This is a genomic window from Corynebacterium glaucum (assembly GCF_030408855.1).
In the GTDB taxonomy this organism is placed as follows: domain Bacteria; phylum Actinomycetota; class Actinomycetes; order Mycobacteriales; family Mycobacteriaceae; genus Corynebacterium; species Corynebacterium glaucum.
In genome coordinates, this window is the sequence record NZ_CP047358.1 from 209150 (window position 1) to 222069 (window position 12920).

General features: G+C 61.6%; 13 protein-coding genes. 8 read left to right on the forward strand and 5 right to left on the reverse strand.

What is annotated here, in order from left to right; all coding sequences use genetic code 11:
• Window positions 1-55: 55 nt before the first annotated feature.
• On the reverse strand, window positions 56-1456 hold the full coding sequence (locus CGLAUT_RS01005; RefSeq protein WP_232507140.1) for an alpha/beta hydrolase: 1401 nt from the start codon (window positions 1454-1456) through the stop codon (window positions 56-58).
• 87 nt (window positions 1457-1543) lie between these two features.
• On the opposite strand from CGLAUT_RS01005, the gene lpdA reads away from it, so the two are divergent.
• A complete protein-coding gene (lpdA, locus tag CGLAUT_RS01010; protein WP_198304963.1) occupies window positions 1544-2956 on the forward strand; it encodes a dihydrolipoyl dehydrogenase in 1413 nt (470 codons plus the stop codon).
• A 221-nt stretch (window positions 2957-3177) separates the two neighbouring features.
• On the opposite strand, the gene CGLAUT_RS01015 is transcribed toward lpdA, so the two are convergent.
• Window positions 3178-4047 carry an NAD(P)H-binding protein gene (locus CGLAUT_RS01015; RefSeq protein ID WP_290185746.1) on the reverse strand — a complete coding sequence of 290 codons (870 nt, stop codon included), beginning with the start codon at window positions 4045-4047 and terminating at the stop codon, window positions 3178-3180.
• A 161-nt stretch (window positions 4048-4208) separates the two neighbouring features.
• Window positions 4209-4673, reverse strand: coding sequence for an SRPBCC family protein (locus tag CGLAUT_RS01020; protein WP_095659087.1), 465 nt, complete (start codon window positions 4671-4673; stop codon window positions 4209-4211).
• 276 nt (window positions 4674-4949) lie between these two features.
• On the opposite strand from CGLAUT_RS01020, the gene CGLAUT_RS01025 reads away from it, so the two are divergent.
• From CGLAUT_RS01025 to CGLAUT_RS01055, 7 genes are all read left to right on the forward strand, one after another.
• A complete protein-coding gene (locus CGLAUT_RS01025; RefSeq protein ID WP_095659088.1) occupies window positions 4950-5723 on the forward strand; it encodes a succinate dehydrogenase cytochrome b subunit in 774 nt (257 codons plus the stop codon).
• Between the two features lie 23 nt (window positions 5724-5746).
• Window positions 5747-7819, forward strand: coding sequence for a fumarate reductase/succinate dehydrogenase flavoprotein subunit (locus CGLAUT_RS01030; protein WP_095659089.1), 2073 nt, complete (start codon window positions 5747-5749; stop codon window positions 7817-7819).
• Entirely contained in the window at window positions 7819-8568 is a 750-nt protein-coding gene (locus CGLAUT_RS01035) for a succinate dehydrogenase/fumarate reductase iron-sulfur subunit (protein WP_095659090.1), read from the forward strand. The genes CGLAUT_RS01030 and CGLAUT_RS01035 overlap by 1 nt, the downstream gene beginning before the upstream one ends.
• Before the next feature lie 71 nt (window positions 8569-8639).
• The gene (locus tag CGLAUT_RS01040; RefSeq protein WP_290185748.1) at window positions 8640-9011 is read left to right on the forward strand and encodes a hypothetical protein; all 372 of its coding nucleotides are present in this window, start codon (window positions 8640-8642) and stop codon (window positions 9009-9011) included.
• Window positions 9012-9102: 91 nt separating this feature from the next.
• The gene (locus CGLAUT_RS01045; RefSeq protein ID WP_290185749.1) at window positions 9103-10383 is read left to right on the forward strand and encodes a DUF445 domain-containing protein; all 1281 of its coding nucleotides are present in this window, start codon (window positions 9103-9105) and stop codon (window positions 10381-10383) included.
• A gap of 16 nt (window positions 10384-10399) precedes the next feature.
• Window positions 10400-10999: a CGLAU_01105 family protein gene (locus CGLAUT_RS01050; protein WP_290185750.1), complete on the forward strand. Its 600-nt coding sequence runs from the start codon at window positions 10400-10402 to the stop codon at window positions 10997-10999.
• A gap of 14 nt (window positions 11000-11013) precedes the next feature.
• Entirely contained in the window at window positions 11014-11328 is a 315-nt protein-coding gene (locus tag CGLAUT_RS01055; RefSeq protein WP_095659094.1) for a DUF2516 family protein, read from the forward strand.
• On the opposite strand, the gene CGLAUT_RS01060 is transcribed toward CGLAUT_RS01055, so the two are convergent.
• Both CGLAUT_RS01060 and CGLAUT_RS01065 read right to left on the reverse strand, forming a co-directional pair.
• A complete protein-coding gene (locus CGLAUT_RS01060; RefSeq protein WP_290185751.1) occupies window positions 11316-12101 on the reverse strand; it encodes an LmeA family phospholipid-binding protein in 786 nt (261 codons plus the stop codon). The two genes, CGLAUT_RS01055 and CGLAUT_RS01060, sit on opposite strands and share 13 nt — an antisense overlap.
• A gap of 5 nt (window positions 12102-12106) precedes the next feature.
• The gene (locus CGLAUT_RS01065) at window positions 12107-12919 is read right to left on the reverse strand and encodes a class I SAM-dependent methyltransferase (RefSeq protein WP_290185753.1); all 813 of its coding nucleotides are present in this window, start codon (window positions 12917-12919) and stop codon (window positions 12107-12109) included.
• Window position 12920 lies beyond the last annotated feature (1 nt).

Sequence of the window (12920 nt, forward strand, 5' to 3'; positions counted from 1 at the left end):
ATCTCCTACGGGCTCGGACTGTTTTAAAGTTTGAGCTCTGATTTTGAGCTCTGAGCTACAGGCCTAGTGCCGGCTTAATTACCTGATCCCAAGAAACAGCGAGATCGTCTCGCCACAGCGACCACGAGTGCGTACCCGTCGGCCGCTTATTGAACGATACGTCCACACCCATCGCGGTCAGCTTGGTGTTGAGGTCGTGCGTGCAGGCGTTCATCGCTGCCTCGATCGCGCCGCCCTCGACCTTCAAGGTGGAAGAGTTCTGGGCTGCCGCGAGCGGCTTCAGTTTCCGCTCGTTGTGCAGGTAGCCGAACATATCGGTCTCGGCAGGCAGGCCCGTACCGGAAGACAGGTAGACCTTGATACCGGTGTCCCTCAAGTTGTCCGCCATCACCAGAGCATCGTTGTAGCGGTTGTACTCCGACCCGCGCGGGCCCCACAAGTTCTCCGGGGTAACCGATTGCGTGCCTTGGGCGCCACGATTCACCGTTAGACCCACGAAGAACGACGGCAGCGCGGTCGAGGTTGCGGCGCAGCCGGAGAAGGAACCGACAGCGGCGTAGCGGCCCGGGTTGTGCTCAGCAACCAGCAGCGACGATGTCGCAGACATAGAAAATCCGGACACGGCGCGCTTGTCGTTTGCCTGCATGTAGGGCTCGATCGAGTTCGGCAACTCCGTACCGAGGAAGGTCGACCACATCTGTGGGCCCTTGAAGTAGTCGTTCTCCTCCGGGACAGTCAGCCAATCCACGTAATACGAGAACGCTCCCTCCATCGGCACCACGACGTTGACCGGCTCGTTGGCCAGGGTGTCGCGCACGTTGGCAAAAGCGCTGTAGATCCAGTCAGCGTTCTGCTCGCCGCCACCTGCGCCGTTAAGCAAGTAATACGTCGGTGCATTGGCAATCGGGTTGCCGTTGGCATCTGTCGCGCGGATGAGCGCAACGGGGATGTCGCGGCCCATCGATTCGGAGTACACCGACACCGCCTCACCGCCGGGAAGCTTGGTGATCCATTCGTACCAACCCTGGTCGCGCTTTTTGCCGTCTTTTGTTTGGCCGTACATTTTCGGCGCCTCGGTGAGCGGCTTCACGTTCTGCGGGGTCGAGGCCCGATCTGCTTTCGGGGCGTTTGCCCCCGGCATATTTTGCAGCTCAGGACCGGAGGCTTCAGGCCGCAGCGCAGTGTCGATCACCTTGGGCAACCCCGCCTGATCACCGTCCGGGATGGAACCAATCGCGTCGACCTCCGGGGCAACCTCGGGAGTCGCCGCGACCTCAACCGTCTGTGTCACCGTCGTCGTCGCTGCGGTTTTCGCCGCAGAGGGAGTAGCAGAAGCTATCGCGGAGGCGGTTGCGGCAGTGGTCGTTGACTCGTCAGCCTGGGCACCGAACGGTATCGCAGCTGCGGCCACTGTCAGTGCGGTCGCGGTGATTAGGGCTGGGCGCGTGATCTTCATGGCGTACATAATGCCAGATGGTCTAGAAATCTATTCCGTACCTAATTGCCTGCACCTAAACGACGGGACGCACGTATCCTATGGGGCGTGAGTAAAGAACATTTTGAAGTTGTTGTCCTCGGCGCTGGCCCGGGTGGTTATGTCGCCGCAATCCGCGCAGCTCAGCTCGGCAAGAAGGTTGCCGTGATTGAGAAGAAGTACTGGGGCGGTGTCTGCCTTAACGTGGGCTGTATTCCCTCCAAGTCGCTGATTAAAAATGCTGAAGTGGCCGAGATCTTCAACCACGAGGCAAAGACCTTCGGCATTAAGGGCGATGTGGAGTTCGACTTCACGGATGCCCACAAGCGTTCCCGCAAAGTCTCCGAGAAGATCGTCGGTGGCGTCCACTACCTGATGAAGAAGAACAAGATCCAGGAGATCAACGGCCTGGGCGAGTTCAAGGACGCTAAGACCATTGAGATTACTGACGGCGACGACAAGGGCATGACCGTCACTTTCGACGACTGCATCATCGCAACCGGTTCTGTGGTGCGTACCCTGCCGGGCATTGAGCTGTCCGACAACGTTGTGTCTTACGAAGAGCAGATCCTCAACCCAGAGGCGCCGGAAAAGATGGTCATCGTCGGCGCGGGTGCGATCGGCATGGAGTTCGCCTACGTGCTGTCGAACTACGGCGTTGACGTCACCGTGGTGGAGTACATGGACCGCGTCCTGCCGAACGAGGATGCAGATGTGTCCAAGGAGATTGCGAAGCGCTACAAGAAGCTCGGCGTGAAGCTGCTCACCGGCCACGCCACTACCGCGGTGCGCGACAACGGGGACTCGGTGGAAGTCGACGTAAAAAAGAACGACTCCGGCGACACCCAGACCCTCACTGTCGACCGTGTCATGATCTCCGTCGGTTTCGCCCCGCGCGTCGAGGGCTATGGCCTAGAGAACACCGGTGTGGAGCTCACCGACCGGGGCGCCATCGCGATCGATGACCGCATGCGCACCAACGTCGACCATATCTACGCCATCGGCGACGTGACCGCGAAGCTGCAGCTCGCGCACGTGGCTGAGGCACAGGGCATCATTGCCGCGGAGACCATCGCGGATGCTGAAACCCTCGAGATCGAGGACTACATGATGACCCCGCGCGCCACCTTCTGTAACCCGCAGGTCGCCTCCATGGGCTACACCGAGGAGCAGGCCAAGGAGAAGTGGCCGGATCGCGACATCAAGGTTGCCACCTTCCCGTTCACGGCGAACGGTAAGGCTGTCGGCCTCAACGAAACTGCGGGCTTCGGCAAGCTCATTGCCGACGCCGAGTTCGGTGAGATCCTCGGCTGCCACCTCGTCGGTGCCAACGTGTCCGAGCTCCTGCCGGAGGTCGTGCTCGCACAGCGCTTCGACCTCACCGCTGGTGAGATCGCACGCTCGATCCACATCCACCCGACCCTGTCCGAGGTGCTCAAGGAGATCGCGCACGGCGTCGAAGGCCACATGATCAACCTGTAACCCACGGGTTTCTCGAACAACCGCTTCAAGCCGATTGGCTTGGGGCGGTTTTTCAATGGATGAGGCATGAAAAAAGCCGGTTTAAAGCCACAGGTCGACGTGTTACCGGTGTTAGCGATGGTGATGAGCAAGAACGGTTCGAATCTGCGGTCCTAGAGGCCGCCAGCTAGAAAGAGCCGAGTGGATGGACTCGTCGAACAGTGCGCACGTCAAGAGGAATGCTAGAGGATTGGCACCAGCTCGTCCCTAACCCACCCCGACAGCCTTGTCGGAGTGGATGTCACGATGGTTCTTGGTTGCTCAGGCTGAAACTCATCACGTACTCCAATACTCATACCCATCACAGCATCAACCATTTGTTCCGGCATACCTACCGAGAACAGCCGCTGGCGCATCTCGCTATCACTAATGCGCTGCACTGACACTTCATGCCCCACACCTTCCGAAACAATGCTCGCCACATCGTTCCACGACATGTCTTCAGGGCCATGGACCGCCTGCACTCTATGGCCATGCCAATCCGGGTTCAGCAGGGTATGGACGGCAACCTCTGCAATGTCCCGCGGAGCCACCCACGGATGTGCCTGATCAAGCGGCATAATCGTGGATAGTAGTCCAGCGCGGACCGATTCAACGTCCAGTAGAAGATTCGTAAAGAAGTATCCACAACGTAAGATAGTCACGTCAGTATCTAGACTGCCGAGAACTACTTCGGTATGCGCTAAACCATCGATCTCTCCGACGCCTTTACGTTTTTCCGCTCCGACACTGCTCTGGAAGACCTCCCGGCCAATGCGGTTGGTTGCAACAGCATTCACTAAGGCTTCTGCAGCTTTAGCATGTTCACCTAGGGGATCAGCCGAAACCGGACTCGGGTTCACCCAGTAAATCGAGTCCACGTCCTTAGTAGCCGCAGCGACCTGCTGAACATCAAGGGAATCGGCCTGGCGAACCTCAGAAAACTGAGCAATATTGGAGGGAATCTTCTCTGGGTTGCGAGCTAACAACACCGGACGGAGACCTGCCCTGATTAACATTGTGGTCACATGCTTGCCGACGTGTCCCTGGGGCGTTGTCACAGCGATTCGCACGGGTACTTCCTTTCGATCACAGTCGCCAGTTGGGATCTTCAAGCCCGAACTTGACGGGGCGGAGCAACTCGGACCGTGATGATCAGACACACATCCTGCTACTCAACCTAAGAAACCGGCCCGAAGGCCGGCCGAGTACGACGCAATCGTCGTAAAGCGAATTAGCTCCCCGAAACTGCCTCGGCGAGCTTGTCCAGCGACTTGGCGAGGAAGTCATCGTCGAACTTTTCGGTCATGCCGAGCAGGTTCTCCTCGAGCTCATCGCGCTGGTATGTGAGCTTGACGGTGGTGTTGTCTGCGTCGATCGGCTCGAGCTCGTAGAGCCACTTGGCGCCGACCTTCACGTCTGCGGTGGTGTTCTCGGTGTTCTTCCAACCGATGACACGGTCTTCCTGGAATGCAAAGACCTCGTTGTTGGTCTGGTAATCGCCGTCTTCCTTCGTCATGTTCATGGTGAAGGTGTCGCCGACGGCCTTAATGCGCTCGCCGTGATCCGTCGAGACGACCATGCCGGAATCATCGGTCTCGTTGTGGCGCTGCGGGTTGGAAAGGATGTCGAAGATCTCCTTTGCAGGAGCATCGATCTGACGGGTTGCGGAGTTCTGCGTTTCTTTGGTGATAGCCATGCGCCCCACGATACAGAGAAATCGCCGACATCGTCTTTGCCTGGTTAGGGCCTACTTACCACCGAAAGGATGACACAGATTGGGGTCAGCTTCCCACAGGGTGTTCAAGATCACACCGCGGGGGCCAATTTGCGAAATGCCCTAACAACCGGCTGAGAGTTGCCTATCTGTTCACCGGCGTAGCGAAGCGGGCCTGAAGACGCGGTTGTAACGACCTCGAGAAAGTAGGTGTAGAGCGGATCGCTTCCTTAGAGTAAGAGCGACACTGGAGGTGCCATGACTGTTCAAAACGCTAACCGTGAATCCATTCGTCACGGAAAAATCACTGAAGAGGCGCTGCGCGAGCGGCCGTCTTTCCCGACCTGGGCTATCAAGCTCACCATGGCCATCACCGGCCTGATTTTCGGCCTGTTCGTGCTTGGCCACATGGTGGGCAACCTGAAAATCTTCATGCCGCTCAACGCCGACGGCACGGCGCCGATCGACGAGTACGGCGAGTTCCTGCGCACGATCGGTGAGCCGCTGTTCCCGCGCGAAGGTTTCCTGTGGATCCTGCGCATCATCCTGCTCGCTTGCCTGGCGTTGCACATTTGGGGCGCCTTTGCTCTGCGCGCACGTTCGTCGCGCTCGCGCGGCAAGTTCAAGCGCACCAACCTCATGGGCGGCTGGCAGTCCACCGCCACCCGCTGGATGCTGGCCACCGGCGTCATCCTGCTGCTGTTCCTCATCTTCCACCTGCTGGACATGACCTTCGGCGAGGTAGTCGCTGCTGACGACTTCATCCACGGCGCGGTGCGTCACAACCTGCTGAACACCTTCGCGCCTGAGCGTTGGTTTGTGACCCTGTTCTACGTGCTGGCCATGGTCGCTCTCGCCCTGCACCTGACCCACGGTGTGTACCTTGCAGTGTCCGACCTTGGCTGGCTCGGTGAGCGCGGCCGCGGCCTTATGATCGTGCTCGCATACGTCCTCCCGCTCATCGTTGTGGTTGGCAACATCGTGATGCCTATCGCCATTGCACTCGGCTGGGTGCCGGACTTCGCCCGGTAGAAGGCTGAACTAGGAGAAAAATTATGACTACCTCTATTAACCCAAACACGGGTTCCTCCGGCGCTGAGCAGCAGGCAGCTACCGCTTCCCAGGGTGCCGGCGTCAAGGCGGAATTCCGTCAGCCTGAGTCCGCTGTTTCCGGCGTGACCCTAGGCGAGATCCTTGCCAGCGCAGAGCCGAACCGCGACGAGGTTCGCATGCGCGACATGTGGGAGTGGCAGAAGGACCACATGCAGCTGGTGTCGCCGCTCAACCGCCGCAAGTTCACTGTCATCGTCGTGGGCACCGGTCTCTCCGGCGGCGCAGCTGCTGCCGCACTCGGCGAACTGGGCTACAACGTCAAGGCCTTCACCTACCACGACGCGCCGCGCCGTGCGCACTCCATCGCCGCGCAGGGTGGCGTCAACTCCGCCCGCGGCAAGAAGGTGGATAACGACGGCGCCTACCGCCACACCAAGGACACCGTGAAGGGTGGCGACTACCGCTGCCGCGAGTCCGACTGCTGGCGTCTGGCAATTGAGTCCGTGCGCGTGATCGACCACATGAACGCCATCGGCGCTCCTTTCGCACGCGAGTACGGCGGCACCTTGGCTACCCGTTCCTTCGGTGGTGTTCAGGTGTCTCGTACCTACTACACTCGTGGCCAAACAGGCCAGCAGCTGCAGCTGTCCACCGCGTCGGCACTGCAGCGTCAGATCCACCTGGGCAACGTTGAGATCTTCACCCACAACGACCTGATGGACCTGATTGTCACGGAAGAGGACGGGAAGAAGCGCTGCAAGGGCATCGTCACCCGTAACCTCATCACCGGTGAGATCACCCCGTTCACCGGCCACGCTGTCATCCTCGCCACCGGCGGGTACGGCAACGTGTACCACAAGACCACTTTGGCGAAGAACTCGAACGCATCGGCAATGATGCGCGCCTACGAGCGCGGTGCCTACCTGGCGTCGCCGTGCTTCGTGCAGTTCCACCCGACCGGCCTGCCGGTCAACGCCAAGTGGCAGGCAAAGACGACGCTGATGTCCGAGTCGCTGCGTAACGACGGCCGCATCTGGACCCCGAAGGAAAAGGGCGACGACCGCGACCCACTGCAGATCCCGGAGGAGGAGCGCGACTACTTCCTGGAGCGTCGCTACCCGGCGTTCGGTAACCTCGTGCCCCGCGACGTGGCCTCCCGCGCAATCTCACAGCAGCTCATCGCCGGCTACGGCGTGGGCCCGCTGAAGAACTCCGCGTACCTGGACTTCACCGACGCCATCGAGCGCCTCGGTGAAGACACTATCCGCGAGCGCTACTCCAACCTCTTCGAGATGTACGAGGACTCCACTGGTGAGGACCCGTACAAGGCGCCGATGCGTATTGCACCGACCGTCCACTTCACCATGGGCGGCCTGTGGACCGACTTCAATGAGATGACCTCCATCGACGGTCTGTTCGCTGCCGGTGAGTGCTCCTGGACTTACCACGGCGCAAACCGTCTCGGTGCGAACTCGCTGCTGTCCGCGTCCGTGGACGGCTGGTTCACCCTGCCGTTTACCATCCCGAACTTCCTGGCGAACCACCTCGGCGAGGAGCAGCTCCCGCTTGAGGCGCCGGAGGTGCACGAGGCAGTCACCCGCACCCAGGACATGATCGAGCGCTTGATGCGCATCGACGGTCCAGATCCGCACGGCCCGGAGTACTACCACGAGAAGCTCGGCGAGATCCTCTACGAGCACTGTGGTGTGGCCCGTACCCCGGAGGGCTTGCAGGAGGGCATCGAGAAGATCCGCGCGCTGCGCAACGAATTCTGGACCAACCTGCACATCCCGGGTTCGCCGAACGACATGAACCAGACCCTCGAGGCGGCAATCCGACTGCTCGACTACATCAACCTGGGCGAGCTCATGTGTGTCGACGGCCTCGACCGCGACGAGTCGTGCGGTGCTCACTACCGCACCGACCACCTCACCGACGACGGTGAGGCAGAGCGCGACGATGAGAACTGGTGCTTCGTGTCGGCGTGGGAGCCGGCAGGAGACGGCGAGTTCATCCGCCACGCAGAACCCCTGTACTTCGATTCGATCCCGCTTCAGGCAAGGAACTACAAGTAATGAAACTGACACTTGAGATCTGGCGTCAGGCCGGACCCGATACTGACGGACACTTTGAGACCGTCCAGGTCGATGACGCCGTGGAGCAGATGTCGATTCTGGAGCTGCTCGACCACGTCAACAACTCCTACGTCGAGGCTGGCAAGGAGCCGTTCACCTTTGCGCACGACTGCCGCGAGGGCATCTGCGGCACCTGTGGCCTGACCGTGAACGGCCGCCCGCACGGCGCTGGCCAGAACACCACCGCGTGCCTGCAGCGCCTGTTCAACTACAAGGACGGCGATACGCTGAAGATCGAGCCGTTCCGTTCCGGCGCGTTCCCGGTGATCAAGGACCTCGCCGTTGACCGTTCTGCGCTCGACCGCGTGATGCAGCAGGGCGGCTACGTCTCCGTCAACGCCGGTACCGCGCCGGACGCTGACACCCTGCACGTCAACCACCACGATGCCGAGCTCGCGCTTGACTACGCGGCCTGCATCGGCTGCGGCGCCTGCGTTGCCGCCTGCCCGAACGGTGCTGCGCACCTGTTCACCGGCGCCAAGCTCAAGCACCTCAAGCTGCTGCCGCTGGGCAAGCAGGAGCGCGCACGCCGTGCCCGCAAGATGGTCGACGAGCTGGAAACCAACTTCGGCCACTGCTCGCTCTACGGCGAGTGCGCCGACGTTTGCCCGGCTGGCATCCCGCTCGACGCCGTCGGCGCGGTCAACGCGGAGCGCTTCCGCGCATCCACCCGCGGCGGCGACGCGTAACCCGGCGCAGCGTATAGTTTGCGGTAGAGAGAAATATCCCAGGACACACTAGGAAACTGAAGGAATACACCATGGCTTCCCAGAACGCGGTTGCAGATATCCAGTCGGAGTCGTTCCCGGGCTACCAGACCCAGCTCCACGACTCCTACATTGAGGGCTACGACCCGGTTTCCCTGGGTGCCCCGCACTCCTCCCTGTCGCGCAAGACCACGTGGGTTTCCATGGGCCTGATCCTGGCCTCGCTCTTCGGCCTTGGCATCCTCGTGTGGGGTGCTGGTGCGCACATTGTTGGCTGGGGTGCACAGACCGAGGATGCGTCCCGGATCCTGATGATCCTCGGCGGTGCCGAGATGGCCATCACCCTGGTGCTCGCATTTATCCTGCTGTCCATCGGCCGCAAGGACTACAAGAACTACCGCAAGCAGACTGGCCGCGTGAACTAGCTTCCCGCCGCTTCGGTTAATCTCCCCGCCTCGCACCGCGCGCGCGGCCGGGAGATTTTTCTTGTTGGACCCACCTGCTTTAATCGGACTCATGGCTCACCGACCCCCCATGCCAACGCCGGCGAACGAAGCTGAGCGCCGCGCAACGCTGCGCAACCATAAGATCTTTGTCACCAGCCTGCTCGGTGTCATGGCGGTCCTCTTCCTCGCCTGCTCCTGGTGGCAGTCCAAGGGCACCGCACCATTGTGGGTGGGCTACGTGCGCGCAGCCGCAGAGGCCGGCATGGTGGGCGGTCTCGCGGACTGGTTCGCGGTCACCGCCCTGTTCCGCCACCCGATGGGTATTCCGATCCCGCACACCGCAATCATTCCGCGAAAGAAGGATCACGTCGCGGATGCGCTGAGCGAATTCGTCAGCGAGAACTTCCTCAACGCCCAAACGATCACAGAAAAGGCCATGCAGGCCGAGATTCCGGCGAGGCTCGGCGGCTGGCTGGCACAGCCGGACAACGCCGCACGCGTGAGCGAAGAGGCAGGCAAGTTCACTGCCCGCATGGTTGAAGGCATCGACCCGAAAGACGCCGAAGCCTTCATCAACACTCAAGTCATCGACCGAGTAGGGCAACCGACCTGGGGTCCGCCGCTCGGACGCATGCTTGAAGGCTTCATCGCCGACGGCAAGATCGAGCCCATCGTCGATGACATCATCGCCTGGGCCCGCAAGAAGCTCGGTGACATGGAGGACAGCATCGTCACCGCTATCGATGAGCGGATGCCGCGCTGGGCCCCGCAGTTCGCCAGGGATCTCGTAGGCGAGCGCGTCTACCGCGAGCTCGTCGACTTCATGCGCGAGGTGGACACTCGGCCGAACCACGAGGCGCGCCTCGCGATCCGCCGCACCATCAACAAGTTCGCCCAAGACCTCCAGTTCGACGGTGAGATGATCACACGGGTCGAGGAGCTCAAGGCGGACATCATGGGTTCGGATGCGGTGGTCTCCGCAGCTTCAGGCATGTGGGAGCAACTCTCGCAATCGCTTATCGACGCCGCGTTGGACGCCGATTCCACCATCCGTCGCAAAGCAACTGCTTCGATTGCTGAATGGGGCCGCAAGCTTGTCGACGACCCTGAGGTACGCGTGACCGCCGAGCGAAACCTGGAGAAGGCCGTGTTCTTTGCAGCGGAGAACGGGGCCGACCAGATCGTGGGCATCATCGCCGAGACGATTCAGCGGTGGGACGGCGACGAGGCCGCGGACAAAATCGAACTCATGGTGGGCAAAGACCTGCAGTTCATCCGCTTGAACGGCACGATCGTCGGTGCACTGGCGGGCTTAGTTATTTACACTGTGTCTCAACTTCTGTTCTTTTAACTTTAAGGAGGCAGCAATGTCCGATTACACCCCGAAGCACGACGTGACCGGCAACTACGACGAGGATGCGGTGGACGCGCCGAAGTCCGAGGCGGGAACCAACTCCGAGGCCGAGCCGAAGGAGGCCCGCCAGAACCTGCGCGAGGCCGGCGACGCACTGCTCGCTGCCGGTTCCGCACTGGGCGCCGCGATTGGCAAGTTCGCCGAGGATTTGCCGGAGCGTTTCAAGACCGCGACAGACAGCGCGCGCGAGACCATGAACGCTGCATCCACCGAGGGTGAGGTGCGTTCCATCGCCACCAACTTCACCAACGAGGCGGAGAAGGTGTTCAACTCCCTGCGCGAGCGCGACCTGCAGTTCACCGAGGACTCCAAGGCAAAGCTGAGCAGCACCGTGGCGGACATCCGCGCATCCTTCAATGACCAGCTGGACAAGCTGGATAGCAGTGCGGACGGCAACGTTGTCGCCGATCTGCGTGCCCGCTTCGACCAGATGGTGGAGCGCGTGCAGTCCCAGTTCTCCGGCGCGGACACTCCGAATACGGAGGCTGCGACGCAGGCCGATATCATCGACGGTGAAATCGTCGAGACTGACACCGAGAAGACCGAGAAGTAGGCGGCTGAAACCCCATGGATTCCACCACGCTGGAAACGATCAGGCTGATCACGAGCATCCCTGCGTACGCGCAGTGGTTGATGTTTCTGGCGGTCGGGGTAGCCGGTATCGCCGGCGTGGTGATGGCTGCAATGACGCGCCCCGACGCGTTCGAGGCGGCCGGCCGACAGTCGAAGATGGCGTGGGTGGCGATCCTGGCGGTGTCGACTATTGCGCTGCTGCTGCGTCTGCCGTTCATCGCCTGGTTCGCCGCGGTGGCGGTGGGAATCTACTTCTTTGATGTCCGCCCGCAGATCAACAACATTCTGCGCGGCAACTACGGCTGGTAGGCGGGCAGCGCCTGCGTTGCGGGCGCGCCCTGCTGCAATTCCTCGAAGTTGACGTTATTGCCGGTCATGGCAACCTGCAGCCCTCCCGGCAAGACAGTCATGTCGCGCACCTGCAGCGACCCGGTGACTTCTTGGCGCATGCCTTCGGCCATGGCATCGCTCAGCGCGACGGCGACTTCGTCGGGGAGGGTGAACCCGAATAGCTGCGTGCTGGCGGCCTCGAAGGCGAGCTGGCCGTTCTCATTCAACGGTCGCAGCTCGATGCCGGCTGCGCCGGAGGTGAACTCGATCGTGAACGTGCCGGCCTCCGGGTTGGTGCTCACCTCGGAGACGGTGATGACGTTGTTGAGCCAACGGTTTTCGCCAATCTGGCCTTGGATCTCCTGATTGATCATCGCGCGCAGGAAGTCGTTTGGCAGCTCCGTGGTCATAGTGAAGGTCTCTGCGATCGCTTCGCCATCGTTGACCTTCACGTTGTCCATGTCGACGGTGGCGGCGGGGTTGCCGGTGATCTGATCGCCGTTGACAAGCAGGGTCGACGGGGCGTTCACCGTCACATGCGGAAGCCGGCCGTTCAGCAGTCCGAGGGTGACCGGCTGCGCGCCGAAGGAAACATCCGGCTCCGCAGTGTCCGCCGCCGTGGCACTTGCGTCCTGGGCAAAGCCTGCAGTGATCTGATTTGCCAGGTACATTCGCAAACCCGCCTCAGCGAGAAGCAGGAGCACGAGCAGGGCGGCGAGCACGCCGACAACGACCTTCCAAACGGTTTGCATGCGCTCTAGTGTACGGTTGGGGCGACGGCCTCCCAATCTACCGTGAGCGAATTGTCGCGCAGCCTGCGCCGTTGCGGCTCGAGTGGCCAGCCCTGCCGAACCAACTCGGCGTGTGCCTCGCGCCAGCGCACCCGCGGCCCGTGCGGTGCCCATCCGGCGGCTCCGGCCCATGCAGCATCCGCGTCCTGCAGGAGCGCGTGGATCCGCTCCCCGGGCACGTTACGGTGGATCAGCACCTTGGGCAGGCGCTCTGCAATATCGCTCGGCTTTTCCACGTCGTGGGGGTCCCATGACAGCGTTAGCGTTTGCGGCCCGTTTGCATCCAGCAGCACCCACGCCGCGCGCCTTCCCAGCTCGTCGCAGGTGCCCTCAACAAAGAGCCCCCTTGGCGCCAGCCGCGACGTCACTGCTTCCCAGGCGTCGGCAACCTCTGCCACGTCGTATTGCCGCAGCACGTTGAACGCGCGCACCAAATGCGGCGAGTATCCGGCTAGCTCGAACCCGCCAAGCTCGAACCGCACTCCGTCGCGCGGATCGAGTACGCGCTCTGGGGCAATCTCCAATCCCACCACCTCGGTAGCCGGGTTGACCTGGCGCAGCCACCGCGCCCATTCCACGGTGGTGGTGTGGGAGGCGCCGTAGCCAACGTCGATAGCCAACGGTGCTGAAACGCCCCGCAAAAGAGAAATGACCCGCGGGTGAAAGCGGGTCCATCGGTCTGAGCGCCGCAGGCGGTTGTAACCGGTCGTACCGCGGGTGATTACGCCGTACGGCCTTCCCGCGCCAGCCTGCGAACGCAGATTGTGGTGGTGCGGCACA

What these genes read in the sequence shown, in the direction of transcription:
- CGLAUT_RS01025 (WP_095659088.1), top strand. Translation starts at nt 4,950, where the DNA reads ATGACTGTTCAAAACGCTAACCGTGAATCCATTCGTCACGGAAAAATC.
- CGLAUT_RS01055 (WP_095659094.1), top strand. Translation starts at nt 11,014, where the DNA reads ATGGATTCCACCACGCTGGAAACGATCAGGCTGATCACGAGCATCCCT.
- CGLAUT_RS01020 (WP_095659087.1), bottom strand. Translation starts at nt 4,673, where the DNA reads ATGGCTATCACCAAAGAAACGCAGAACTCCGCAACCCGTCAGATCGAT.
- CGLAUT_RS01030 (WP_095659089.1), top strand. Translation starts at nt 5,747, where the DNA reads ATGACTACCTCTATTAACCCAAACACGGGTTCCTCCGGCGCTGAGCAG.
- CGLAUT_RS01060 (WP_290185751.1), bottom strand. Translation starts at nt 12,101, where the DNA reads ATGCAAACCGTTTGGAAGGTCGTTGTCGGCGTGCTCGCCGCCCTGCTC.
- CGLAUT_RS01050 (WP_290185750.1), top strand. Translation starts at nt 10,400, where the DNA reads ATGTCCGATTACACCCCGAAGCACGACGTGACCGGCAACTACGACGAG.
- CGLAUT_RS01005 (WP_232507140.1), bottom strand. Translation starts at nt 1,456, where the DNA reads ATGAAGATCACGCGCCCAGCCCTAATCACCGCGACCGCACTGACAGTG.
- CGLAUT_RS01040 (WP_290185748.1), top strand. Translation starts at nt 8,640, where the DNA reads ATGGCTTCCCAGAACGCGGTTGCAGATATCCAGTCGGAGTCGTTCCCG.
- CGLAUT_RS01035 (WP_095659090.1), top strand. Translation starts at nt 7,819, where the DNA reads ATGAAACTGACACTTGAGATCTGGCGTCAGGCCGGACCCGATACTGAC.
- CGLAUT_RS01045 (WP_290185749.1), top strand. Translation starts at nt 9,103, where the DNA reads ATGGCTCACCGACCCCCCATGCCAACGCCGGCGAACGAAGCTGAGCGC.